The 23864-nt window shown below is 72.1% G+C and carries 26 protein-coding genes and 1 riboswitch; of the genes, 9 read left to right on the top strand and 17 right to left on the bottom strand.

Annotated elements, in window-relative coordinates; all coding sequences use genetic code 11:
• Positions 1 to 19 precede the first annotated feature (19 nt).
• The 11 genes from OG338_RS28325 to OG338_RS28275 form a co-directional block, all read right to left on the bottom strand.
• Positions 20 to 919 carry a Gfo/Idh/MocA family protein gene (locus OG338_RS28325; RefSeq protein ID WP_405940066.1) on the bottom strand — a complete coding sequence of 300 codons (900 nt, stop codon included), beginning with the start codon at positions 917 to 919 and terminating at the stop codon, positions 20 to 22.
• A gap of 15 nt (positions 920 to 934) precedes the next feature.
• Positions 935 to 2485 carry a GMC oxidoreductase gene (locus tag OG338_RS28320; RefSeq protein WP_405940065.1) on the bottom strand — a complete coding sequence of 517 codons (1551 nt, stop codon included), beginning with the start codon at positions 2483 to 2485 and terminating at the stop codon, positions 935 to 937.
• Positions 2482 to 3351: a glycosyltransferase family 8 protein gene (locus tag OG338_RS28315; protein WP_405940064.1), complete on the bottom strand. Its 870-nt coding sequence runs from the start codon at positions 3349 to 3351 to the stop codon at positions 2482 to 2484. The genes OG338_RS28320 and OG338_RS28315 overlap by 4 nt, the downstream gene beginning before the upstream one ends.
• Complete coding sequence (locus OG338_RS28310; protein ID WP_405940063.1) at positions 3348 to 4265, bottom strand: glycosyltransferase family 2 protein; 918 nt, start codon at positions 4263 to 4265, stop codon at positions 3348 to 3350. Before OG338_RS28310 ends, OG338_RS28315 begins: the two co-directional genes overlap by 4 nt.
• Positions 4262 to 5734 carry a 4-hydroxyphenylacetate 3-hydroxylase family protein gene (locus OG338_RS28305; RefSeq protein ID WP_405940062.1) on the bottom strand — a complete coding sequence of 491 codons (1473 nt, stop codon included), beginning with the start codon at positions 5732 to 5734 and terminating at the stop codon, positions 4262 to 4264. Before OG338_RS28305 ends, OG338_RS28310 begins: the two co-directional genes overlap by 4 nt.
• Entirely contained in the window at positions 5731 to 6168 is a 438-nt protein-coding gene (locus tag OG338_RS28300) for a cupin domain-containing protein (protein WP_405940061.1), read from the bottom strand. Before OG338_RS28300 ends, OG338_RS28305 begins: the two co-directional genes overlap by 4 nt.
• A gap of 15 nt (positions 6169 to 6183) precedes the next feature.
• Positions 6184 to 6948: an SDR family oxidoreductase gene (locus OG338_RS28295; protein ID WP_405940060.1), complete on the bottom strand. Its 765-nt coding sequence runs from the start codon at positions 6946 to 6948 to the stop codon at positions 6184 to 6186.
• Between the two features lie 3 nt (positions 6949 to 6951).
• Positions 6952 to 8616, bottom strand: a complete 1665-nt coding sequence (locus tag OG338_RS28290; protein WP_405940059.1) for a thiamine pyrophosphate-binding protein — start codon at positions 8614 to 8616, stop codon at positions 6952 to 6954.
• Entirely contained in the window at positions 8613 to 9545 is a 933-nt protein-coding gene (locus tag OG338_RS28285) for a glycosyltransferase family 8 protein (protein ID WP_405940058.1), read from the bottom strand. Before OG338_RS28285 ends, OG338_RS28290 begins: the two co-directional genes overlap by 4 nt.
• Before the next feature lie 354 nt (positions 9546 to 9899).
• Positions 9900 to 10412 carry a hypothetical protein gene (locus OG338_RS28280; protein ID WP_405940057.1) on the bottom strand — a complete coding sequence of 171 codons (513 nt, stop codon included), beginning with the start codon at positions 10410 to 10412 and terminating at the stop codon, positions 9900 to 9902.
• Positions 10413 to 10449: 37 nt separating this feature from the next.
• Positions 10450 to 11415 (bottom strand): pirin family protein, encoded by a 966-nt coding sequence (locus tag OG338_RS28275; protein WP_405940056.1) that lies wholly within the window; start codon positions 11413 to 11415, stop codon positions 10450 to 10452.
• A gap of 121 nt (positions 11416 to 11536) precedes the next feature.
• Here OG338_RS28275 and OG338_RS28270 point away from each other — a divergent pair, with 121 nt between their 5' ends.
• Both OG338_RS28270 and OG338_RS28265 read left to right on the top strand, forming a co-directional pair.
• Complete coding sequence (locus OG338_RS28270; RefSeq protein WP_405940055.1) at positions 11537 to 11884, top strand: tetratricopeptide repeat protein; 348 nt, start codon at positions 11537 to 11539, stop codon at positions 11882 to 11884.
• Between the two features lie 66 nt (positions 11885 to 11950).
• Entirely contained in the window at positions 11951 to 12445 is a 495-nt protein-coding gene (locus tag OG338_RS28265) for a GNAT family N-acetyltransferase (protein WP_405940054.1), read from the top strand.
• A gap of 68 nt (positions 12446 to 12513) precedes the next feature.
• Here the strand turns inward: OG338_RS28265 and OG338_RS28260 are convergent, their stop codons facing one another.
• Entirely contained in the window at positions 12514 to 13293 is a 780-nt protein-coding gene (locus OG338_RS28260; protein WP_405940053.1) for a CbtA family protein, read from the bottom strand.
• Positions 13294 to 13325: 32 nt separating this feature from the next.
• Positions 13326 to 13541 (bottom strand): CbtB-domain containing protein, encoded by a 216-nt coding sequence (locus OG338_RS28255; protein WP_018099889.1) that lies wholly within the window; start codon positions 13539 to 13541, stop codon positions 13326 to 13328.
• Positions 13542 to 13586: 45 nt separating this feature from the next.
• A riboswitch (adenosylcobalamin (AdoCbl) riboswitch) is annotated at positions 13587 to 13678 on the bottom strand.
• 124 nt (positions 13679 to 13802) lie between these two features.
• Between OG338_RS28255 and OG338_RS28250 the strand changes: the two genes are divergently transcribed.
• A complete protein-coding gene (locus OG338_RS28250; protein ID WP_405940052.1) occupies positions 13803 to 14462 on the top strand; it encodes a histidine phosphatase family protein in 660 nt (219 codons plus the stop codon).
• A gap of 29 nt (positions 14463 to 14491) precedes the next feature.
• Here the strand turns inward: OG338_RS28250 and OG338_RS28245 are convergent, their stop codons facing one another.
• On the bottom strand, positions 14492 to 15928 hold the full coding sequence (locus tag OG338_RS28245; protein ID WP_405940051.1) for a dihydrolipoyl dehydrogenase family protein: 1437 nt from the start codon (positions 15926 to 15928) through the stop codon (positions 14492 to 14494).
• A 119-nt stretch (positions 15929 to 16047) separates the two neighbouring features.
• On the opposite strand from OG338_RS28245, the gene trxA reads away from it, so the two are divergent.
• Positions 16048 to 16431: a thioredoxin gene (trxA, locus tag OG338_RS28240; RefSeq protein ID WP_405940050.1), complete on the top strand. Its 384-nt coding sequence runs from the start codon at positions 16048 to 16050 to the stop codon at positions 16429 to 16431.
• Between the two features lie 37 nt (positions 16432 to 16468).
• Here the strand turns inward: trxA and OG338_RS28235 are convergent, their stop codons facing one another.
• Both OG338_RS28235 and OG338_RS28230 read right to left on the bottom strand, forming a co-directional pair.
• A complete protein-coding gene (locus OG338_RS28235) occupies positions 16469 to 16798 on the bottom strand; it encodes a hypothetical protein (RefSeq protein ID WP_405940049.1) in 330 nt (109 codons plus the stop codon).
• 49 nt (positions 16799 to 16847) lie between these two features.
• Entirely contained in the window at positions 16848 to 17870 is a 1023-nt protein-coding gene (locus OG338_RS28230) for a LacI family DNA-binding transcriptional regulator (RefSeq protein WP_405940048.1), read from the bottom strand.
• Between the two features lie 96 nt (positions 17871 to 17966).
• On the opposite strand from OG338_RS28230, the gene OG338_RS28225 reads away from it, so the two are divergent.
• Complete coding sequence (locus tag OG338_RS28225; RefSeq protein ID WP_405940047.1) at positions 17967 to 18434, top strand: type II toxin-antitoxin system PemK/MazF family toxin; 468 nt, start codon at positions 17967 to 17969, stop codon at positions 18432 to 18434.
• A 37-nt stretch (positions 18435 to 18471) separates the two neighbouring features.
• Here OG338_RS28225 and OG338_RS28220 read toward each other — a convergent pair whose 3' ends face one another.
• Positions 18472 to 19299 (bottom strand): TIGR02452 family protein, encoded by an 828-nt coding sequence (locus OG338_RS28220; RefSeq protein ID WP_405940046.1) that lies wholly within the window; start codon positions 19297 to 19299, stop codon positions 18472 to 18474.
• Positions 19300 to 19446: 147 nt separating this feature from the next.
• Between OG338_RS28220 and egtA the strand changes: the two genes are divergently transcribed.
• From egtA to egtD, 4 genes are read left to right on the top strand one after another with little or no spacing between them, the layout of a single operon-like run.
• Positions 19447 to 20763, top strand: a complete 1317-nt coding sequence (gene egtA / locus OG338_RS28215) for an ergothioneine biosynthesis glutamate--cysteine ligase EgtA (protein ID WP_405940045.1) — start codon at positions 19447 to 19449, stop codon at positions 20761 to 20763.
• The gene (egtB, locus tag OG338_RS28210) at positions 20760 to 22094 is read left to right on the top strand and encodes an ergothioneine biosynthesis protein EgtB (protein WP_405940044.1); all 1335 of its coding nucleotides are present in this window, start codon (positions 20760 to 20762) and stop codon (positions 22092 to 22094) included. Before egtA ends, egtB begins: the two co-directional genes overlap by 4 nt.
• Positions 22094 to 22849: an ergothioneine biosynthesis protein EgtC gene (egtC, locus tag OG338_RS28205; protein ID WP_405940043.1), complete on the top strand. Its 756-nt coding sequence runs from the start codon at positions 22094 to 22096 to the stop codon at positions 22847 to 22849. Before egtB ends, egtC begins: the two co-directional genes overlap by 1 nt.
• On the top strand, positions 22846 to 23808 hold the full coding sequence (gene egtD / locus OG338_RS28200) for an L-histidine N(alpha)-methyltransferase (RefSeq protein WP_405940042.1): 963 nt from the start codon (positions 22846 to 22848) through the stop codon (positions 23806 to 23808). Before egtC ends, egtD begins: the two co-directional genes overlap by 4 nt.
• Positions 23809 to 23864: the final 56 nt, after the last annotated feature.

The raw sequence follows: 23864 nt of genomic DNA, 5'->3' as shown, positions 1-23864 counted from the left end.
GGGAATCGGTACAGCGAGCTCAGTCCGTCGAGCGGACCGGGTACGGAGTGCGGCCGGCGGCGAGCCGGCGCTCGGCCTCGGCCAGAATCCGGACGTTCTCCCGGGCGGAGCGCGCGTCGCAGGGGTGGGTGCGCAGGCCGGTGGCCGCGGCGGCGGCGAGTTCCGTGGCCGCGACCCGCAGGGACTGTCTGGGGTCGACCGAGGCGACAGGCATGGCCGAGCGGCCGGACTGGCCCCAGAGGAAGAGGTCGGGCCCGGCTGCCGCCTTGGTCGCGTTCAGCGTCATCGTGACGGTCGAGGACGCGCCCGTCGTGTGCTGGAGTACGAGGTGGCTCACCCCGTCACCGCCGGGTACGGCGGTCACCGAGGTCACCGGGCCGAGGCGTGCCGTGAGCATGTCGACCAGGTGCGGGCCGACGTCCCACAGCGCGCCCTTCTCCTTTCGCCACGGGGTGTTGAACGGGGAGCCGGACCGCAGCGAGGTGGCCGGCCAGAACGCGGCACCGCCGTCCCAGGGGCCTTCCTCGTCGAGCCACGCGCGGATGTCGGCGTTGAAGCGCCAGGTGAAGAACACCACCGAGGCGACGCCCGCGTCGTCGATGGCCGTGACGAGGGCGTCGGCGTCCGCCGGGGTCAGCGCGACCGGCTTCTCCAGCAGCACGTGTTTGCCGGCCCGCGCGGCGCGGATCGCCAGGGACGGCTGGATGTGCGGCGGGACCGCGAACGCGACGGCGTCCACCGCGGCGAGGAACGCGTCGAGGTCGGTGAGCGCGGCGGCTCCGTACTCCGCCGCGAGCGCGGCGGCGGCGTCGGGGTCGCGCCCCCAGACGGCGTCCAGGGTCGAGCCGGGGGTGGTGGCGAGAGCGGGTGCGTGCGTGAATCCGGCCCAGAATCCGGTGCCGATCAAGCCGAAGCGCATGTCGTTCCTTCCTGCCTAGTTCAGCCGTTCGAGCAGGTGCTCGCCGACCCTGATCGCGTTGGCCATGATGGTGAGCGCCGGATTCACCGCGCCCATGCTCGGCAGGAAGCCGGCGTCGGCGACGTACAGGTTGTCCAGTTCGTGCGCCTTGCAGTTCGGGTCGAGGACCGAGGTCGCGGGGTCGGTGCCGAACCGGCAGGTGCCCGCCTGGTGTGCCACTCCGGCGAGCGGGTGGCCCTTGCGCGGGAAGAAGTCGTGGCCGAGCACGCGGTCGGCGGTGATGCCGATGCGGCTCAGGGCCGTCACCAGCTCCCGGCGGAGTCCGTCCGCCTCGGCCTCGTTGGTCGCCCGGTAGGCCAGGTGGATGTTTCCGTCACGGTCGACGGTGACCCGGTTCCCGGGTTTCGGCAGGTCCTCGGTGGTGAGCCAGAAGTCGACGGCGTGGTCGGCGATCTCGGCCGGGGTGAGCGGCAGACCGAGCGCGGACAGCCGCGGGTCCGTGTGCCTGGCCGCCATGCTGGACTTGCCGACCAGCTGGATGTTCCCCAGCGGCCACGGCCTGCCCTCGCCCGCGAAGTAGAAGTCGTTGAGCCCCAGGGTCTTCTGGAACGCGGTGTCGTTGGGCTCCTTGGCTATCACCAGCACGGGGTGGCTGATGTGGGCCATGTAGTTGCGGCCGACCTGGTCGGAGCCGTTGGCCAGTCCGGCGGGGTGGGTTTCGGACGCCGAACGCAGCAGGATGCGGGCGGTGTTGGCCGCGCCTGCCGCGAGCACCACCAGGTCCCCGGTGTACGTCACGCTCTCCCCGTCGCAGGAGGCGACGACGCCGGTCACGGTCCGGCCCGAAGCGTCGGTCGTCAGCCGCCGCACCTCGGTGCCGACGAGGAGGGTGACGTTGTCCCGGTCGAGCACCGGCCGGACGCCGATGACCTCCGCGTCCGCCTTGGCGTGCAGCAGGCAGGGGAAGCCGTCGCAGGTGGGGCAGCGGATGCAGGCGCTTCTCGGCCGGTCGGCCTCGTCGAGCAGAATGCCGCACGGGGCGGGAAACGGGTGGTAGCCCGCTTCCCTCAGGTCGTCGCCGAGCCGCCTCATACCGGGTTCGTGGGAGACGGCGGGCCAGGGGTAGTCCTTCGACCAGTGTCCCCCGGTGGGGTCCTCGCCGTGCGTGCCGTGGACCTGGTACAGCCATTCCGCGGCGGTGTACCAGGGTTCGAACGCGTCGTAGCCGAGGGGCCAGGCCGGGGACGGCCCGTCGATGTGGCGGACTTCGCCGAAGTCGCCGGGGCGCATCCGGTACAGCGCCGCGCCGTACATCTTGGTGGCGCCGCCGACGTAGTAGTAGGCGTTCGGCTGGAACGGGCGCCCTTCGTCGTCGTACCACGTGTCCTGTGAGACGTACCGGCGCTTGCCGCGCACCTCACCCAGGTCCCAGTTCTCCTGCTCCCGTGGCAGGAAGTCGCCGCGTTCCAGCAGGAGTACGTGTTTCCCCGCGTCGCCGAGCACCCGGGCGAGGGTTCCGCCGCCGGCGCCGGTGCCGATGATGATGACGTCGTAGTGTGCGCTCACGTGCGGACCGTGTCCCCCGTGATCGGCTGGAAGCCGCGGTACAGGTCGCGCAGCCGGGATTCCGGATAGATGTCCTGCCAGGGCTTCTTGTGGCCGGCGAAGTGGATGACGGCGGCGCTCTTCTCGTCCTCGATGAGCGCGGCGAGGGGGTTGATCTCCTCGGCCGGGTGGACGTATTCGGGCCCGCGGGGGGACATCGCGAAGGTGTTCCAGCGGGACTCGATCCGGTGCCAGTCGCCGTCGGCGGCGTAGTTGAGGGCGTCCTGGTCGAAGAAGTGCACCTTGTCGGGGTGTTCGGCCAGGAACTCGCGGGCCCGCTCGAAGAGGCGGGAGCCGCGGATCCTGGGGAGGTCCAGCAGCATGACGCCGCTGTTGAAGTACGTCCGGCCCCGGGTGAGGCCGAGTGCCCGCCATCCCGGCATGCCGGGGCCGATCCCGATCTGCGGGCAGATGGGGTCGCGGGCCGCGCCGATCGGGTGGCCGTCCAGGTCCCGGGTGAGCAGCGGTCGCAGGTCCCCGAGCACCAGGATGTCGACGTCCATGTACAGGACGCGCGGCTCGTCCTCGATCACGTCGGGGATGGTCAGGCGTGCGTAGATGGCTCCGCTGTACCAGGCGCCGATGGGCAGGCTCGGATCGGTTTCGGGGATGGGGCGGATCTCGACCGGCAGGCCCAGGCGCTCGGCGTCGCGCAGAATCGTCGCCTCGCTGTCGGGCGCGAGGCCCTGGCCCAGGACGATGAGCCGCAGTTCGGCTGTGGCCGGGCCGTGTGCCGCCGCTATGGACCGCATCAGGGTGCGCAGGGGTGCGGTGTATCCGTTGTCGACCGCGCAGACGATCGGGGCCAGGTCTGATGTCACGTTCATGCCGCCTCACTCGCGCCGGGTGATGCCTTGCTCTTCCGGGCTGCCCGGCGCTCGCGCGCTTCGGCGTCCCGGCTTCGGTGGGCCGACCAGACGCGCTCGGCGACGTCCAGCCAGTCCGGGTAGGTCGCGTAGTCCGCGTCGCAGGGGAGGAAGGCGAAGCGGCTGTCATCGACGTCGATCTTTCCTCCGTGGTCCCGGAGGTACTGAAGGAATGCCTCGGATTCGCCGACGATGGAATCGTGGAGCAGTTTCCATTTCCCGGAGGAGTAGGCTTCCGCGCGCTCCGCCAGGCGGTTTCGCACCGATTCCGTCCACTTGAAGTGGTGGACCTGGGCGCAGATGTCCCGGGCCGGTGCCGCGTTCCCGGTCCACGCCCTGTGCTGGCCGTAGTCGAGTTCCACGGTGCCGCGGGCGAGCGTCACCTTGGTCGTCCGTCCCTGGAGCAGGGCAAGGGTGAGCAGTCCCGCCCTGGGGTACTGGTCCCAGATCGGACGGTGTTCGGGCGGTTCTACGGGTGTGAGCCGGCCGTCCTCGCCGAGCCGGTCGAGAAAGGCACCGGTCACGTAGTCGTGGCCGTTCTCCTCGCACCGCGCGATGACCTCCGTCAACGGGCGGTCGTAGACGTGGAATTCGTCCAGGTCCGCGATGACCCACCAGTCATCGGGATGTCGCAGCATGAGTTCCCGGATGAGCCGTGCGTTCAGGTCTTCATGCCACGGCCCGGTGTGGACGCTCTCGAAGGCGAGCCCGAATTCCGCCATGGTCGCCACGGACCCGTCGAGCGTCGGGTCCTGTGCGTCCGCGACATGGCGGACGATGTGGAAGGCTTCGACGCCCAGCGCGGTGTAGTGCGCCAGGGAGTGCGGCAGCAGGGAGACGTCTCCGCCCACGACGGAGACAAGCCGAATGGTCATGACCGCCCCCGCGTGGGCTCGTCAGCGGTGGGGCCGCCCGCCAGGGCATCCTCCAGCAGGGCACCGAGCCGGCCCTTGTCGTACCGGTCCCAGGCCGCCGCGTAGGAGCGCGCGGGGTCGCCCAGGAAATACTTCTCGAACAGCAGCTGGCGCGAGCCGAAGGCTTCACCGACGAGATCCCACGCCAGCCGGTACACGCGGGTCCGTTCCTTGCCGTCGGCCGTCGCCCCCCGGTAGTACTGGCTGATCACCTCCGCGAGCGGGCCCTCCAGGTCCGCCGAGGTGGGGGTCATGAAGAGTCCGGAGGCCGACAGGTCCCGCAGCGTGCCGATGGCGGCGGCGTACACGTCCTTGCTGACACGGAGCCCGGCCAGCATCGGCTGGGTGGCCGGCGTCCACATCCCCGAGTCCGCGGGGAAGGCGTCGGCCTCGGCGGCTCTCAGGCAGGCTCGTGTGAGGTCGAGACCGGTGACTATCTCACCGAGCCTGCGGCGCGGTTCGTCGGCCTTCGACAGCCCCGTGCTCTCGACCACGGCGGACACGGTGGCCAGGACCAGTTCGGTCTTCACCACACGCCGGGCGAGCACCTGCTGGCCCACGTGCTCGTTGAAATGGGTGGCCACCTTGAAGTTCCGGTCGAGTTCGATGTCGCGGTAGACGAAGACCCGCTCCCACGGAACGACCAGGTCCTCGAAGACCGCCACGCAGTCCATCTCGTCGAAGCGGGAGGCCAGCGGATGGTCGACCCGGCCCTGGCGGGTGAACGGTTCCCGGCAGATCAGTTGCAGCCCCGGGGTGTGCACCGGGATCGCGAAGGAGATGGAATGGTCCTCCTCACCCGCTTGCAGCGGGCGGCCGGCTCCGAAGACGAGCAGCTCGTCGGAGAGCGGCGCGAGTGTGGCCAGGCTCCGCATGCCCCGGACGACCGGGCCCGAGTCCGTTTCGCCGACGATCCGCAGGGCGGTGGCCAGACCGGCGCCCTGCCCGGACACGGTCTTGCTCTTGTCGGTGCGCGGGCCGGCGAACGTATGGGAGAGGCACAGGTCCCTTCGTCGCGCGTCCTCGTGGTAGCGGGCCAGGTTCTCCGCGAAGCCCTTGTTCTCCCGGGCCGAGAAGAACGTCTGGTTCGCGGCGAAGGCGGTCAGGCAGGTCGCCATGTAATCGGGACTGCGGCCCAGCATGCCCAGCGACGCGCGGGCCCAGACCTCGAACCCTTCGCGCCGGGCCACCAGTTGCCCGGCCGAACCGGGTTTCATGTACGCGCGGCCGTGACGCTCTCCGTGCTGCTCCACGGTGAGCGCGTCGCGGTGCAGCGGATCGTGCTGGAGGTCGTAGAGTGCGGCGATCTCCCGGGCGGACGCCCTCAGGCCCTCGTGCGCGGTCACGTCGGCGACCGTCTCGCCCTCCAGCCAGACCCTGCGTCCGTCCTGGAGGCGTTGCAGGTATTCCGCACCCGTGGTGAGGCTCACGCGTCGAAATCCGGAAGAACGGCCTCGTGGTCCTCCGCCGGCGGGACGGACGGGACGTGCACGACGAGGAGCGTGGCGGGCTCCCCGTACGCCTTGAATCCGTGGGACGTGCCCGGCGGGAGGTAGAGGGTCGCCCCCGCCCCGACCGTCTCGACCGTGCCGTCGATGTAGGCGGCCGCCGACCCGGACACGACGTAGACCAGCTCTCCCGACAGCGCGTGGCGCGTCACCGGAGCGGGCCTGCCCGGCTGCACTCCGACGTACGAGACGCGCATCCGCTCCTGGCTGGCCGGGAAGTGCCCGATGGTACCGAACGGCCTTTCCTGGACAGGGAGTCGACCGGCCTCCGTGGCCCATATCCGCTCGGTGGTCACGGTCTCGGCGGTCACGTTCTCGGTGGTCACAGCCTCTGTGGTCACGTTCTCGGTGGTCATTCGTCTCTCCCTTGATCAGCGCATTACATGGGTGCCCGCGACCACCACGTCCTGGCCCGCGAGCACTTCGTTCTCCGGGTCGAGGAGGAACGCGATGGCACGCGCGACATCGGCGGCCTCGACGGCGCGGTCACGGGGCAGGTCGTCCCGCCTCGGCGGGGGCAGCGGCCGGCCCTGCCGCTCGAACAGTCCTGCCAGTTGCTCCCTGCCGGCGCGGCCCAGATCGGTGTCCACGCCGCCCGGGCTGACGCTGTTGACCAGCACCGAGTCACCGATGACCTCGGCGGCCAGGCACTGGACCGTGGTGCGCAGGGCCGCCTTGGTCGCCGCGTAGGGCACCATGAACGACCGGGGCCGCAGCGGTGCCAGCGAGCCGACGCCCACGATCCGGCCGAACCGGCTGCCGCGCATGGCCGGCAGGAGGTCCTGGGCGAGTTCGAGGAACGCGACCACATGCAGTTCGAAGAGGTCGCGCAAGACCTGACCGTCGATGTCCGCCACGGCTGCCGGCATGCCCCCGCCGGCGCAGTGGACGAATCCGGTGATCGGGGGGCCTTCGCGGGCGGCCAGCCACTTCCGGAACCGCAGCCGCTCGTCCGGGTCCCGCAGATCCACCTGATAGGTCTCCGCGCTCGCTCCCCCGCCGGTGGCGGGTGTCTCCGGCGCCTTGGTGTGCCCTACGAGGATGAGCTGTTCGCAGGAGTCCCGGATCCGCTCGGCCGTGGCCAGGCCGATACCCCGGCTGGCTCCGGTCACCAGGACCGCTCCATGGCTGCCCATGTCTCATCCGCCCAGCGGAGGATCGGCGCGGCGGACGCGCAGGTCCAGCAGCGCGGGCCGGCCGGACGCGAGGGCGTCATGGACCGCCGCCGGGATCTCGTCCAGCTTCTCGACCCGCCGGGACCACAGTCCCAGCCCCGCGGCCACCTCGGCGAAGTCCATCTCGTGGAACTCGGTCGAGATGATCCGCCCGTCGAAGTCCTGGATCTGGGCGGAGCGGATACGGCCGAGCGCGGCGTCGTTCACGACGACCCAGAGCACCGGGATGTGGTGGTTCACCGCGGTGGCCACCTCGCCGCCGTGCATCAGGAAGCTGCCGTCGCCGGTCACCGAGACCACGGGCCGGTCCGGGTCCGCGGCCTTCGCGCCGATCGCCGCGGCGATGCCCTGCCCCATCCCGCCGAGAGACCGTCCGGGAAGGATCGCGTTGCTGTACGCGGCGCGGAATATCCGCATCGACCAGATCCAGTGGCTCCCGCTGTCCGGGAGCACCCGCGCTTCGGCCGGCAGAGCGTCCCGTACCGCGGCAAGGGCCTCCCCGGGGTGCATGTGCTCGTCGTACGAGGCATCGGAACCGGCCGCGTCCGGCTGCGGCGTCCTGGGCAGCAGCTCCGTGCGAAGGGGCGGAGCGGTCGTCTTCTCCGCGGACTCCGCCAGGGTGCCGAACACCGCTGCGGCATCCCCCGGCAGGACCTTGTCGGCGGGCCACAGAATGCCGGTTTCCTCGGTGTCGACGTTGACCGAGATGACACGGCCGGGCGCGGGGAGACCCGCCAGGCCACCGAGCGACATCCCGCTCAGGGACGTTCCCACCGCGAGGACGAGGTCGGGTTGCGTGCGCGCCCACCATGCGGGCAGTGCCGGGTCCTCGCCCGCTCCCACGTGTCCCAGGACCAGCGGTACGGTGGCGGGCAGGGCGCCCTTGCCTCGTACCGTGGTGACGATCGGGATGTTACGCGCCTGAGCGAACCGCACGACTTCGTCGCCGGCCCGCGCACTGGCCACGCCACGGCCGGCCAGGATGACGGGCGCGTTCGCGTCGGCCAACTCCTGCTCCAACGCGTGCAGTTCACCGGCGGAGGGGGACGGCAGCCGGCGGTCTTCCACGACGCGGGCGCGCAGACGGTCGAGATGCGGCAGCGTCAACGGCTGGTCCCACAGGTCCCTCGGCACGCTGATGTGCACGGGGCCCGCGCGCCCGTCCCGGGCCAGCGCCAGACCGCTCACCAGCAGCCTGACGAGGTGATCGCCGCTCACCGCGAGGCTGCTGCTCTTGGTGACCGGCGCGAAGGCGGCGACGGTGTCCACTCCGCGCGCGAAGCTCGTGGACTCCTGGTAGGCCCTCGTCCCGAAAGCGCCCAGCGGCGACTGGCCGGTCAGGACCAGCAGCGGAATGCCCTCCGAGTACGCGGTCGCGACGCCGGTCATCAGGTTCAGCGCTCCGGGCCCGGTCGTCGCGCAGCACACCCCGACCGTGCCTCGGACCTGCGCCCATCCGGTGGCGGCGAAGGCCGCGCCCGTCTCGTGCGCGCAGAGCACCGCTTCCGGGTGGCCCCGGTCGTGCAGCTCGTTGTAGATCGACATGATCGCCTGGCCGGGCACCCCGAACACATGGCCGACGTCGAGGTCTTCCAAAACATCAAAAAGGAAACTGACTGCGGTGGTCACTTTTTTGCCGTCTTCCGGTCATGGGGCACTGGCCCCTGGCTCAGCTCTCGTCCGGCCCGGCTCCCGGCCCACTGGGTCCGGTCGGCATAAGAGAAGAAGAGGTCTACGGAATCGGAGTTGCGGTAACCCGTTTTCCAGGGCTTCCGCTTTCCTGTGAAATGACGTACACGCGGATGGCGCAGGGCGGCTTCACTGACCGGCGGAGGCGTCGCCCCGCCGGCCGCCGGGTGCGAATCCGCATACCGTACGTCCATCATGTTCCAGGACTCGTCCACCGCGAGGAATTCGCCGTTGACGATGGCGTTCAAAGCCTCCTGGTCGAGGAGCCCTATGCAGTCCGCATGACTCTCGACATATGCGAGCGCTCTCGCGGCGACCCGCTCTCTTCGCCACACATCCAGGTTGATGACGAGCATGCCGGCATTGAAGTAGGGGGCGTCGGGATCGAGACCGACCTCCTCCCAGCACTGCACACCCCGCGGACTGCCGATCAGCGGGTTGAACGGATCGATCACCGCCCCGACCGCCAGCCCGCCAAGATCCAGCTCCCAGAGTGCGTCGAAGGACGACAGGGTGATCGTGTCCGCGTCCAGGTAGATGACCTTGCTCCAGCTCTCTGGAAGCAATTGCGGCAGCAGGAGGCGGGCATAGGTCGCCGACGTCGGATGGCTCAGAAGCGAGGACGAGGTCGGCCAGGCCGACAGGCTGTTCACGTCGACATCCAGAAATCGGATGAGACAGTTCGGCCCGGTGTCCCAGGACGCGGACAGCCTGCGCTTGGACTCGGCGGATATCCCGCACGACAGGATGACGACCTCAAGCGGTCTGTCTTGGTGCGCGTTGTCCACAATGGACCTCACCGAGGCCGCCAGCGGGAATGCGTATCCGTCATCTGCGGCTACGACTATCCGGATCGGCTCTCCGACCACGAAACCACCCTTCGGTGTGGAGGCTTGACGAATCGGCCCGATGAGGGAACTTTCCCTTTGCCCCGCGCCCCGATTAAAGGTTGAAGCCAATAGAGCGGCCGGGCATTTCTCGCTCCGGCACGAGAACAAACGTAAATCACGAAAGCGCGAAGAGGCAGAAGCTTTTACGCCTCACGGCATGGGGTCGGAATGTGCCGTTTCAGCCGCTGATCGGCGGTCGCGATGCCCGGGACACACGCCGTGCGGACGCGTGCCCCCGTCCCAGTGGCCGCAGGTCAGGGCCGCACGAGGGCCCGACCACTTCATTCACACCTTGAACAAAGGTGTACGTTTACACACCTGGCTGATTTACGACTACCGCGACGACGAAGCACGCACACACCCAAGACGGCAAACCAGCAGGTCAACTCCTTCCCAACGACGAGTAAATGACCAGCCCGGCTTGTCCGGAGGTGCTATCGGGCCCCCGCGGCACGCCACCGTGTCGACCACCCAGCACGCGCCCGCCTCGGTGAGCACCGTCCGCAGCTGATCGGTGGCGCCGGCCGAGGTGGAGCCGGAGTCGCGGCCGCACGCCGCGGCCAGGCCGAGCAAGGTCATGGCGTGTGCATCGGGCACACCGGCGGCGAGAGCAGCGCGGAGCCAGGCGATGAACAGGCCGACCGGCTCGGCCGGGGCAACGGCCGGGTCGAAGTCCGGAAGCGGACCGGCGAACACCTCGATACTCCGCAGCCACTCCCGGACCGTATCCGTCTCGGCGCTCGCCCGGTCCAGGTACACCCATGCGCGGGTTCCCGAGCGCAAGGTCACCTCGACACGGGCGTAGCCGCCCACCTCATAGGCGTCCGCCGCCGCGAGTCCGATCACGGAGGAAGCGGTACCCGTCGAACGCGGAGGCCGGGGCTCAGCGCACCCGCCCCCGCGGCTTCAACGCCGCGTCCGGCAGCACCGGCGCCGGGATCGGCGGCCCGTCATAGCCGTGTACGGTGCCGAATCGGTCGCCGGACATCCAGTCCTCCCGGGCTCGCGTGATCTCCTCCTGGGTCCTGCCCACGAAGTTCCACCACATGATCAGTTCCTCCTCGAACGGCTCGCCGCCCAGGAGCATCAGGCTTGCGTCGGACTCCGCGCGGAGGGGGAGTTCCGTGCGGGCGCAGCCGAGGTAGAGCATGGAGCCGGGGAGGACCGGGACGCCGTCGACCTCGGCCTCGCCGGACATCGCGAGCACGGCGTACTCGAAGTCGGGGTTCAGGGGGAGCCGGGTCCGCGTGCCCCGGGTGAGGGTGAGGTCGGCGCCCACGAGAGGGGTGTACGTGGTGCCGGGTGAGGTGGCGCCGTCCAGGTCGCCCAGGATCACGGTGGCCGTGAGGCCGGGGGCGGTGACCTCGGGGAGGTCGCCGTGGTGCTGGAAGTGGGGTTCGGTGAAGCGGTGCGCGTCCGGGAGTGCCACCCAGAGCTGGGCGCCGTGCAGCAGGGCGGCGTGCCGCTTGGGGCTCTCCTCGGAGTGGCTGATCGCGCGGCCGGAGGTCATCAGGCCCAGTTCGCGCGGGCGGATCGTCTGGAGGCTGCCGAGGCTGTCGCGGTGCAGGACCTCGCCCTCATGCAGCCAGCTGACGGTCTGGAGGCCCATGTGCGGGTGCGGCGGCACCTGCATTCCGGGTTCGTCGGCGATGTCGTCGGGGCCGTAGTGGTCCACGAAGGCCCAGGCGCCGACCATCCGGCGGCCCAGGTTGGGCAGCAGCCTGCGGACCTCGGTGGACTCGCCGAGCCGCACCTTGCGCGGGGCGAGCAGCTCACGTACGGGCTCCGCGACGACGAAACCACGGCCCCCGCAGACGGTGGGGACGGCCTGGCGATCGAGATTGCTCATGGCGCTCAACCTATTCCGCCGCGGGTGGGGACGGATGGCACCCACGCCGGACAATTAGTGGAATGTTAAACCACCTGCCGGTGTTGTGAGGATCGGACGCTCGACCGACCGAGGAGACGACATGAGCGACGGCTACTACGAGTTCGGCACCGCCGCCGAGCGCTGGGAGCGCGCGGGGTTCTTCTTCGACGCGAAGGAGTACACGACCGCGGCCCGCATCCTGGACGGACTCGTCGCGGAGGTTCCGGAGCAGGTCGCGCCCCGGCTGCTGCTGGCCCGCGCCTACTACCACTCGGCGAGCCTCGGGCGGGCCGAGACGGAGCTTCGTGCGGTTCTGGAGCGCGATCCGGTGGAGCACTACGCCCGGCTGATGCTCGGCCGGACCCTGGAGCGCCAGGGGCGGCAGGCCGAGGCGGACACGCAGTTGCGGCTGGCCGCCGCGCTGTCCGGTGACCTCGGGTCCGCGTAACCGCGTACGGGCACCTGTCGTATTTCGGGTGCCGGAAGCGGCGGGCGCGTGATAGTCCAGAGGACCATGACCGACCTTGAAACGCCGCGCCTGGTCCTGCGCCCGATGACCCCCGCCTACGCCGAGTTCGTCGCCACCGCTTCGCCGCCGGCCGGGACGCGCTGGGCGCCCGGCTACCCCTCCCCCGGCGAGCGGGGGGCCGCCGCGCGCTTCCTCGTCACGTGTCTGAGGAGCGGCGATCCGACCCCCTTCGGTTCGTACGAGATACGGCTCCGCGAAGACGGTGTGGTCATCGGCGGCATCGGCTTCCACGCCGCGCCGGACGAGCGGCGGAGTGTCACGATCGGCTACGGGCTGGTGGAGTCGGCACGCGGGCGGGGTTACGCCTCCGAGGCGCTTCGGGCGCTGTTGCGGTTCGCCCGGGAACAGGGCGTCGTCCGGGTGCGCGGGGACGCCGACACCGGCAACATCGCCTCGCAGCGCGTCATGACGGCGGCCGGGATGCGCCTCGTGGACGAGGACGAGTCGCTGAAGTACTACCTGGCCGAGTGGACGGCGTAGAAACGGGCGGAGCCCACCGGTGATCACCCGGCGGGCTCCGCCCGTTGCGGCACGTACGCGGCCGGCCGTCAGCCCACCGCGGCGGCGGTCCGGTTCGCCCGGCCGTCCGCGGCCGTGTCGGCCCTCGGCACCAGCAGGCGTTCGGTGAGGTGGCCGAAGAGCAGGCCGAAGGTGGTCCACAGCGTGGCCTGCACCGCGAGCGTGGCCAGCCGGAACTGCCACAGCAGCGTGGCCGGGAAGTCCTTGCCGACCTCGTTGAACGAGGGCAGGAACACATAGGCGAGGGCGATCAGCAGTACGTAACCGGCGGCCGCGGCGACCGTCGCGTTCCAGTTGCCCAGGCGGGGTGCGAGGCGCTTGCCGACGATGACGGCGGCGACCGCGAGCAGCACACTGAGGGCGACCATCAGGAAGAACAGCGCGGTGCGTTTGCCGATGGTGTCGGGGTTGCCGACGGCCGGCGGGTTGGCCGGGTACTTCAGGAACGGCACGATGTACACGCTCACCAGGGCGGCGCCCGCGATCAGCGCGGCCGTGGCACGCGGGCCGAACCGGCCCATCCGGCCCAGCGCGTAACAGAACACGAGCGCGGCGATGCCGCCGACCGCGACGCCGAAGACGAGCACACCGGTGGCCAGGCCCGCGGTGGACTGCATGCCGCGGCTGACGAGTTCCTCGGCGGCGCCGTGGTCGTGGCCGTGGGCGCTGTGCGCGGCCTCTTCGAGCGCGATGGCCGAGTCGACCCGGGACTCGCCGAGGAAGTAGGCGACGAGCAGCGCGAGCGCGCCCGCGACCAGTCCGGCCAGCATGCCGCGGACCAGCAGGGCTCTGACGGATATGGAGTTCATGAGGGATTCCCCTGGATCAGCCGGTCGGTCGGTCAGTGGCAGGGGAAGCCGAGGAGGTGGCGGCCGTCGTGGACCCACTCGTGGACGCCCTCGCCCGAGATGACGGCCGTGGCGCCCTGCTCGGCGCCCACGAAGTAGAGCAGGACCAGCATGAGGATGCCGAAGAAGACCGCCCAAGGGGCAATGGCCTTCAGGGAGATGGGGGTGATGGCGGATGCGCCGGTGGCGGGGGCAGCAGTCTGCGCCATGGCAGAACCTCCTGTGGGAACACGCGTCCCGATCGTGGTGCCTGAGACGAAGGTGCTGGGTCTGACTTCCCGCGTGCGCGGGTACACAGTGGCGCGACCGTGCCGGATTCTCACCGGACTTCCTTCACACCCTCGTCATGTCGCCGCGACCATACCCCCTGGACACCGGGCACCGCCATGCCCCTTACAAGCGGTCCGTGGGGCCCGGATGCCATGGTGTGCTTGGCCGTGGGGCCGGTGTTCGGGAAGTTGAGGGTGGTAATGACGGTACGGGTGATGTTGATCTCACCGGCGATGAACGCGGCGCTGCGCGAGGCCCGGTTCGCCGGCGACGCGGCGCTCGACGCGTCCGGCGTGCGGGCGGCCCGGCTGGCCGCGCCCCACGTCCCGGAAACGGACCGGGCAGTGCACGGGCCGTCCGAGCGGTGCGCCCGGACGGCGGAGGCGCTGGGGCTGCGCTCGACGGGCGAACCGGGGTTGCGGGACTGGGAGTTGGGGCGCTGGTCGGGGGCCCGGCTGGACGAGGTGAGTGCGCGGGAGCCGGACGGGGTCGCGGCCTGGCTGGGCGACCCGTCGGCCGCCCCGCACGGCGGCGAGTCGCTGCTCGGCCTGTGCGCCAGGGCGGGCGCCTGGCTCGACTCGCTGACCGGTGCCGGCCGGGTGCTGGCCGTCGCCGAACCGCCCCTGGTGCGCGCGGCCGTGGTCCACGCGCTGGCGTTGCCGCCGCAGGCGTTCTGGCGCCTCGACGTCGCCCCGCTCACGCTGACGGAACTGACCGGGCGCTCGGGGCGCTGGAACCTCCGCGCCGGACGCCCACTCGCCGGCGGGTCCGGCGACCCCGACGGCAACACCGTTTTCCCCGGCGAACTCGTCGTGGACCACGTCCGCGTCACCACCAGCGACAGCGCGCCCCCGGCCTGATCGCATCGCGGAGGTCCCGCACGCGGCGCCTACCCCCGGTACGTCTCCAGCAGCCTCAGCCACACCTCGCTGATCGTCGGGTACGACGGAACCACGTGCCACAACCGGTCGATGGGGATCTCGCCCGCGACCGCCATCGTCGCCGAGTGGAGCAGTTCGCCGATGCCCGGGCCGACGAAGGTGACGCCCAGCAGGACTTCGCGGTCGAGGTCCACGACCATGCGGGCGCGGCCCCGGTAGCCGTCCGCGTACAGACCGGACCCGGCCACCGAGGCGAGGTCGTAGTCGACGGCGCGGACCCGGCGGCCGACCCGTTCCGCCTCGGCGAGGGAGAGGCCCACCGACGCGGCCTCCGGGTCGGTGAAGACGACCTGCGGGACGGCCGCGTGGTCGGCGGTCGCCGCGTGGGCGCCCCAGCGGGCGGTGTCCAGCCGCTTGCCCTGCGCGCGGGCGCCGATCGCGTCGCCCGTGATGCGTGCCTGGTACTTGCCCTGGTGGGTCAGGAGCGCCCGGTGGTTGACGTCGCCGGCCGCGTAGAGCCAGTCCGTGCCCTCGACCCGGCAGGTGTCGTCCACGACGAGCCAGGTGCCGGGTTCCTGGCCGACCGTCTCCAGGCCCAGGTCCTCGGTGCGCGGGGCGCGGCCGGTGGCGAAGAGGACCTCGTCGGCCTCCACGCTCCCGCCGTCGTCGAGTTCCACGGTGACCGGGCCGTCGCCACCCGGGCGGCGTACGGCGGTGGCCGAGACGCCCGTACGGATGTCCGCTCCGGCCTCGGTCAGCGCCCCGGCGACCAGCTCACCGGCGAACGGCTCCATCCGGGGCAGCAGCCCCTTGCCGCGTACCAGCAGGGTGACCTTCGCGCCGAGCGCGTTCCACACGGTGGCCATCTCCACACCGACGACTCCCCCGCCGACCACGACGAGCCGGCCGGGGACCTCCTTGGCGCTCGTCGCCTCACGGCTCGTCCAGGGGCGGGCCTCCTCGATGCCGGGGAGGCGGGGAACCACGGCCCTGCTGCCCGTGCAGACGGCGACGGCGTGCCGGGCGGTGAGCCGGTGTCCGGTGCCGTCGGGCGCGGTGACGGTGACCTGTTTGGGGCCGGTCAGCCGGCCGTGGCCGCGGAAGACGTCGGCGCCGATGCCGTCGAGCCAGGCGGCCTGGCCGTCGTCCTTCCAGTGCGAGGCGTACGCGTCGCGGTGGGCGAGGACGGCGGCGGTGTCCAGCGGTCCCTGGACGGCGCCGCTCAGGCCGGGGACGCGGCGGGCGTCGGCGCGGGCGACGACGGGGCGCAGGAGCGCCTTGCTCGGCATGCAGGCCCAGTAGGAGCACTCGCCGCCGATCAGTTCCGACTCGACCACGGCGGTGGTCAGCCCGGCGGCCCGGGCCCGGTCCGCCACGTTCTCACCCACCGGACCCGCTCCGATGACCACGACGTCGTACGCGACAGGCTCCGCTCCATGTGTCATGCGGCCCATTCTGGCGGGGGGTGTGGGCGTCGGCCACATGGGCAGGCACGGAATAGCACGAGATCGGGCACCGTTGACCCGGACACGTCTCATACGGGCACACGAAGAGGGAGCAACGCATGAGCACCGTAGAGCTCACCAAGGAAAACTTCGACCAGGTCGTCAGCGACAACGAGTTCGTCCTGATCGACTTCTGGGCTTCCTGGTGCGGCCCGTGCCGGCAGTTCGCCCCGGTGTACGACGCGGCGTCCGAGCGCCACGCGGACCTGGTGTTCGCCAAGGTCGACACGGAGGCGCAGCAGGAGCTGGCGGCGGCGTTCGACATCCGGTCGATCCCCACGCTGATGATCGTCCGGGACAACGTGGCGGTCTTTGCGCAGCCGGGCGCGCTGCCGGAGACGGCTCTGGAGGATGTCATCGGCCAGGCCAGGAAGCTGGACATGGACGAGGTCCGCAAGGCCGTCGAGGCCGAGCAGAAGGCCAAGTCGGAGGGGCAGCAGTAGCAAAGCCGCCGCCCCTCCGTTCCCCGGCGGGGCGGCCTCAGGTGCCGGTGCCGCGCTCCGCGACCCGGGCCGAGAGCCCGTACGCGAGTTCCGAGCCGTCCACGAGCAGGCCCTCGACGGCCTTGGTCCTGGGGTCGATGTCGGCCACCATGCCGTCGCCCGCGTACCGGGGGTAGCCGGTCTCGCCCGTCTCCCCCGTGGCGGTGACCACGGCCGACCGGATGGCGGCGCCCGGTCCCCCCGCGCCGGAGCCCTTGGCCGCCGCGCCCCTGACGCTGGCCCCCGTCGCGCCTGCTCCGGTGGCGGGGGCCTTGTCGTCGGTGAACTCGGGGACGATGAGGATTTCGTAGCTCTGCGGATCGTTCATGGTCCGACGCTAGGCACGGGTGGTGCGCGGCGCACGTCGCCGGGCCGGTTCAGCTGGATTCCCGTCGTACGGTGCGGGCGCGCAGCAGGTCGTGCCGCTCGGGCGGGGTCCTGGGGTGCCGGACGAGCCGGTCGACCAGGTCGGCCAGCGGCTGGGCGGTCGCCAGCTCCATCCGTACGCTGCTGAGCCTCGGCCGCAGCAGCCGCCCGATCATCGAGTCGTCGGCGCCGACCACGGCGGCTTCGGCGGGTATCGCGATGCCGGCGTCCTGGAGGGCCCGCATCAGGAGCATGGCGTAGGTGTCGTCGTACGCGAAGACGGCGTCCAGGCCGAGCGCGGGCCAGCGGGCGGCCAGGGACGCGGCCGACTCCTCCTCGTAGCGCAGCGGCAGCGCTTCGACGTGGGCGCCGCCGTTGAGCGCGGCGTCCCGGGCGCCGGCCAGGCGTGGGGCGGCGAAGTTCGTGGTGGTGGGGTCCTCGGGCATCACCACGCCGATGCGGCGCCTGCCGCGTTCCAGCAGGTGGCGCACCGCGCTGCCGCCGACCTCGCGCTGATCCATGATCAGGGCGTGGGCGCCCTCCACGGGGTGGGGGCCCAGGGTGATGACGGCCTTGGCGCCGGAGCGCCGGAGCACGGCCGTGCCGCGCGGGGCGAGGGGGACGGAGCCGGGCACGATGACGGCGGCGGGGCGGAGTTCGGCCCAGGCGCGGGCGGCGTCGTCGGCGCCGAGGCCGAGCGAGCCGTACTGGACGACCGTGTAGTCGAGGCGCCGGAGCCCCGCCTCCAGGTCGCGCAGGAAGCGCAGGTGCAGGGGGCCGGTCGGCAGGTTGCCGGTGGGCAGCAGCACCATGCGCGAGTGGCCGGCGCGCAGGGTGCGGGCGGCGGCGTGGGGCACGTAGCCGAGTTCGTCGGCGGCCTCCCGTACCCGGCGGCGGGTCTGGTCGCTGATCCGCACCTGCGCGTTGTTGTTGAGGACGTAGGACACGGTGGCCCGGGAGACGCCGGCGAGTCGCGCCACGTCGGCGCTGGTCGGGACGGGGCCTTCGGCGGGCTGATCGGGTAACTGGCTCATGGCTCCGCGCAGTCTTCCAGACCGCCGCGACGCACCGACGCGCAGGCTGGACAGGGCGGCCCCCTTGCTCGGCAAGACACGCCCTAGGGTGTTCCGATGACGATCCAGCACCGCAGTGACAGTTACGACGAGCCGGCCGCCTTCCCGGGCCGGACCGGTTCCGCGGCCACCGCCGAGGCCGATCCGCGTGAGGTGGGCCCGGTGCGCACCTCGTACGCGCCCGACCGGGACGGTTCGCCCGACCCCGGGGAGATCGTCTGGACGTGGGTGCCGTTCGAGGAGAACGACGGGCGCGGCAAGGACCGGCCGGTCCTGGTCGTGGCGCGGGAGGCGAGGGGCACGCTGCTGGCCGTGCAGCTGTCCAGCAAGCAGCACGACGTGGACCGGGAGTGGGTGTCGCTGGGCGCGGGTCCCTGGGACAGCTCGGGGCGTCCGTCCTGGGTGGATCTGGACCGGGTCCTGCGGGTGCACGAGGACGGGATGCGGCGCGAGGCGTGCGCCCTGGACCGGGCCAGGTTCGACCTGGTCGTCGGGCGGCTGAGGGAGCGTTACGGCTGGGCGTGAGGCGCCCCGGCCCTCACCCTCGACTTCAGGGTGAGGGTCACCCCCGGTCGGCGAACACCCGCTCGAACGCCACCCGGGTGGGCGCATCGTCGTCGCGGCCGAGGATGCCGAAGACGACCTCATCGAAGTGGCCGGCGAACCGGCCGTCCCCGGTGAGCAGCGCGCGGAAGGCGCCCGCCACCTCCGCCGGGTCGTTCCGGAAGACTCCGCAGCCCCAGGCGCCCAGGACCAGCCGGCGGTAGCCGCTCACCGCGGCGACCTCCAGCACCCGTTCGGCCCGGGCGGCCAGCGCGGCCGGGATGCGGTGCGCCTCGTGCGGGGTCCGGGTGCGGATGACGCCCGCGTTGGGGGCCGGTGAGGTGAGAAATCCGGCCGGGTACGGGGTGTCGAGCAGCCGGCCGCGGTCGTCGCGGAAGACCGGGACGCCGGGTGAGTGGATGACCCGGTCGGTGTAGAACACGCCGCGTTCGGCGCGGTGGTGGGCGTAGAAGCCGGGCGCCCGCAGCAGCGTGGCGTACAGCGCGGAGCCCCGGCACAGGGCCTCCTCCTGCGCCTGGGCGCCGTTGAGGTAGCCGCCGCCGGGGTTGCGGGCGGAGGCGTAGTTCAGGACGGCGACCTCGCCGGGGCGTTCGCGCGTCATCCGGGCGGCGGCCTGGAGGCTGCTCTCGCCGGTGACCTCGATGGCCGGGGTCCGGTCCCGGTCTGCGGTCACCGGCACCGGCTCGGGGCCGTACAGCCGCGTGCCCGCGAGGGCGGCCGCCACACCCTTCTCGATGCTGATCTCGCGGCCGTTTCCGGCGCGGTAGGAACCCGCCCGGACGATGGCCTCCGTCTCGCGCGCGATTCCGCGCAGCCGGGCGCTCACGGGCCCTCCCCCTTATGGTGCATACGGGGCATGCTCGCCGTTCTTCTCCCGGCCACGCAATCGAATTTCCGGCGAAGAACGCACTCTTGTGCGATGCCTCGGCAGCGGTTTGGGTAGGACGGACGCACCGGAACAAGGAGGCCCGGCATGTCATCCGAGACACCCGGCGGCCACGGTCCGCCACCCGGTCAGGCCCCGCCCCTCGGTGAGGGCGAGGCGGAGGAGTTACTGCGCGGCATCTGCTTCAAGACGGGGCCGCCGCGCACCGTGGGCGTCGAGCTGGAATGGCTCCTGCACGACCGTGACCACCCGCACCGCACCGTCCCGCCCCACCTGCTTGAGGCGGCCGCAACGGCCGTCCGGGCGCTGCCCCTGAGCGCGGCGCTCACCTTCGAGCCCGGCGGCCAGCTGGAACTCAGCTCGCGCCCCGCCGCTTCCCTGATGGCGTGTGTCGAGGACACCGCCGCCGATCTCATCGCCGTACGCGCCGCCCTCGGCACACTGGGCCTGGCTCCGGCCGGCCTGGGCGTCGATCCCTGGCAGACACCGCGCCGGCTCCTGCGCGAGCCCCGGTACGAGGCCATGGAGCGGGCTCTCGACCGGTGGGGCCCGGCCGGCCGGGCGATGATGTGCACCACCGCCTCCGTCCAGGTCTGCCTGGACGCCGGGGAGGAGGAGCCGGGCCCGCTCGGCTACGCGCGACGCTGGCAGCTCGCCCATCTGCTGGGCGCCGTCCTGGTGGCGGCCTTCGCCAACTCGCCGTTCCGGACGGGCGCGCCGACGCCCTGGCGGTCCACCCGCCAGGCGCTGTGGGCCGACCTGGACCCGAAGCGGTCGCTGGCCCCCGACGGGCAGCTGCCGCCCCGGGACGCCTGGGCCGCGCACGTCCTGGACACGCCCGTGCTGTGCGTACGGGGCGAGGGGCCGTGGCAGGTGCCGGACGGGCTCACGTTCCGCGACTGGATCCGGTCCGGGGTGCCCCGGCGGCCGGACCGGAGCGACCTCGACTACCACGTCACCACGCTGTTCCCGCCGGCCCGGCCGCGCGGGCACCTGGAGCTGCGCATGATCGACGCGCAGCCCGGTGACGACGGCTGGATCGTGCCGCTCGCCGTCACGACCGCCCTGTTCGACGACCCGGAGGCCGCCGAGACGGTGTACCGGACCGTGAAGCCGCTCGCCGAGACGGCCGGTACGGGCTCGGCGCCGCGCAATCCGCTGTGGACCGCGGCCGCCCGCGACGGACTGGCCGATCCGGAGCTGCGCCAGGCGGCGGACCTCTGCTTCCGGCTCGCCGCGGAGGCGCTGCCCCGGCTGGGCGCGGGCGTCGCGGTACGGGACGCGGTCGCCGGCTTCCACGACCGCTATGTCGCCCGGGGCAGATGCCCGGCCGACGACCTGCGGGACCTGCTCACCACGGGCGGGGCGCGCCGCCCGGCCCATTCGAAGGGGACCCTGTCATGACCGAATCCCCCGCGCCCCCGCACGCCGGGGACGCCGAGGCGCTGCGCGCGCACGCGCTCGCCGCGCTGCTCACCGCGCGCAGGCGCACCTCGCTCCTCACCGAGAGCGTGGACGACCGGGAGCTGACCGCCCAGCACTCGCCGCTGATGTCGCCGCTGGTCTGGGACCTGGCGCACATCGGCAACCAGGAGGAGCTGTGGTTGCTGCGCGGTGTGGCGGGGCGGGAGGCGATGCGCCCGGAGATCGACGGCCTGTACGACGCCTTCGAGCATCCGCGCGCCACCCGGCCGTCGTTGCCGCTGCTGGCGCCCGATGAGGCCCGCTCGTACGCCTCCGAGGTGCGCGGCAGGGCGCTGGACGTGCTGGAGTCCGCGCCGCTCGGTGACGGGCCGGCGCTGGTCAGGTCCGGGTTCGCCTTCGGGATGATCGCGCAGCACGAGCAGCAGCACGACGAGACGATGCTGATCACGCATCAGCTGCGGTCGGGTCCGGCCGCGCTGACGGCCCCGGAGCCGCCGCGCCCGGCGGACGACGCCCCGGCGCTGCCCGCCGAGGTGCTGGTGCCCGGCGGCCCGTTCACCATGGGCACGTCGGCCGAGCCGTGGGCCCTGGACAACGAACGCCCCGCGCACCGGCGGGACGTGCCCGGGTTCGTCATCGACACGGCTCCGGTGACCTGTGGCGCGTACCGGGCGTTCATCGAGGACGGCGGTTACGACGAGCGGCGCTGGTGGGCGCCCGAGGGCTGGGCGATGGTGCGGGAGCACGAGCTGCGCGCCCCGCTGTTCTGGCACCGGGACGCCGGGCAGTGGCTGCGGCGGCGCTTCGGGGTGACCGAGCCGGTGCCGGACGACGAGCCGGTGCTGCACGTCAGTTGGTACGAGGCCGACGCCTACGCGCGCTGGGCGGGCCGCAGACTGCCGACCGAGGCGGAGTGGGAGAAGGCGGCCCGGCACGATCCCGGCTCCGGGCGCTCGCGCCGCTATCCGTGGGGCGACGAGGACCCGACGCCGGAGCGGGCCAATCTGGGGCAGCGCCATCTGCGGCCCGCGCCCGCCGGGGCGTATCCGGCCGGGCGGGCGCCGTGCGGGGCGGGTCAGCTGATCGGTGACGTGTGGGAGTGGACGGCGAGCGACTTCCTGCCGTACCCGGGGTTCGCGCCGTTCCCGTACCGCGAATACTCGGAGGTGTTCTTCGGCCCGGAGCACAAGGTGCTGAGGGGCGGCTCGTTCGCGGTGGACCAGGTGGCCTGCCGGGGCACGTTCCGCAACTGGGACCTGCCGGTCCGGCGGCAGATCTTCGCGGGGTTCCGCACCGCGAGGGACCTCTGATGTGCCGGCACCTCGCCTACCTGGGGCCGCCGGTCGCCCTGGGCGAGCTGCTGTCGCGCCCGGCGCACTCCCTGGTGCGGCAGTCCTGGGAGCCCCGCCGCCAGCGCCACGGCACGGTCAACGCCGACGGTTTCGGGGTCGGCTGGTACGCGGAGGGCGACCCGGTCCCGGGGCGTTACCGACGCCAGGGCCCCGTCTGGGGCGACCAGACCTTCGCCGATCTGGCCCGGGTGGTCCGCAGCCACGCCCTGCTCGCCGCGGTCCGGGACGCGACCGCCGCCGATCCGGACGGCGAGGCGGCGGCGGCGCCGTTCGCCGCGGACCGGGTGCTGTTCAGCCACAACGGGGTGGTGAAGGGCTGGCCCGGTTCGATGGCGTCCGTGGCGGCCACCCTGCCCCCGGCCGAGCTGCTGCGGCTCACCGCCCGCAACGACTCCGCCCTGGTGTGGGCGCTGGTGCGGCACCGGCTCGCGACGGGCGACGCGCTCGCGCAGGCCGTGGCGGACACCGTGCCCGAGGTGGCGGAGGCGGCGCCGGGCTCCCGGCTCAATCTGCTGCTGACCGACGGCCGCGCCATCGTGGCCACCGCCTGGGGCGACACCCTGTGGCATCTCACCGAGCCCGGCCGGCTCACGGTCGTCGCCTCGGAGCCGTACGACGACGATCCCCGCTGGTCCGAGGTGCCCGACCGCACCCTGCTGACCGCGACCGCCGGCGACGTCCTGCTGACCCCGCTGAAGGAGCCCCGCACGTGAGTCCCTTCCTGCTGACCCGCACCCTGCCCGAGGACGCGACGGACGCGGCGCTGCGCGCCGATGTGCTGCACGGCCTGTCCCGGCACCCGAAGACCCTGCCGCCCAAGTGGTTCTACGACGCCCGGGGCAGCGAACTGTTCGAGGAGATCACCCGGCTCCCCGAGTACTACCCGACGCGCGCCGAGCGGGAGATCCTGATCGGCCGGGCGGGCGAGATCGCCGCCGCGTCGGGCGCGCGCACCCTGGTGGAGCTGGGTTCCGGCTCGTCCGAGAAGACTCGGTACCTGCTGGACGCGCTGACGGACCTGCACACTTATGTGCCGGTCGACGTCAGCGAGAGCGCGTTGCGCGGCGCGGCGGAGGCGCTGCTGAAGGAGCGGCCGCGGCTCTCCGTACACGCGCTGATCGCCGACTTCACGGCCGGGCTCACGCTGCCGGAGACGCCCGGGCCCCGGCTGGTGGCGTTCCTGGGCGGCACCCTCGGCAATCTGCTGCCGGGTGAGCGGGCCGTGTTCCTGAAGTCGGTACGCGATCTGCTGACGCCCGGGGACACGCTGCTGCTCGGCACGGACCTCGTGAAGGACGAGGGGGTGCTGGTCGCTGCGTACGACGACGCGGCGGGGGTGACGGCGGCGTTCAACCGTAATGTGCTGTCGGTCGTCGACCGGGAGCTGGGCGCGGACTTCGTACCGGAGGATTTCGCGCACGTGGCGCGGTGGAATCCGCGCGAGGAGTGGATCGAGATGCGGCTGCGGGCCCGCCGGTCGCTGACGGTGAAGATTCCGGAGCTGGATCTGGTGGTGCCGTTCGAGGCGGGTGAGGAGCTGCGCACCGAGGTGTCCGCGAAGTTCCGCGAGGACGGGGTGCGCGGCGAACTGGCCGCTGCGGGGCTCCGGCTGGCCCGCTGGTGGACGGACTCCGAGGACCGGTTCGCGCTGTCCCTGTCGACGGTGGACTGACCGGGTGCGTCACGGGTACGGGGCCGGCGGTGTCCGGTCCCGTACCCGCGCCGGGG

The sequence above is a fragment of the Streptomyces sp. NBC_00726 genome (assembly GCF_045161735.1).
Lineage (GTDB): Bacteria > Actinomycetota > Actinomycetes > Streptomycetales > Streptomycetaceae > Streptomyces.
This window is presented reverse-complemented; position numbering and strand designations above follow the sequence as displayed.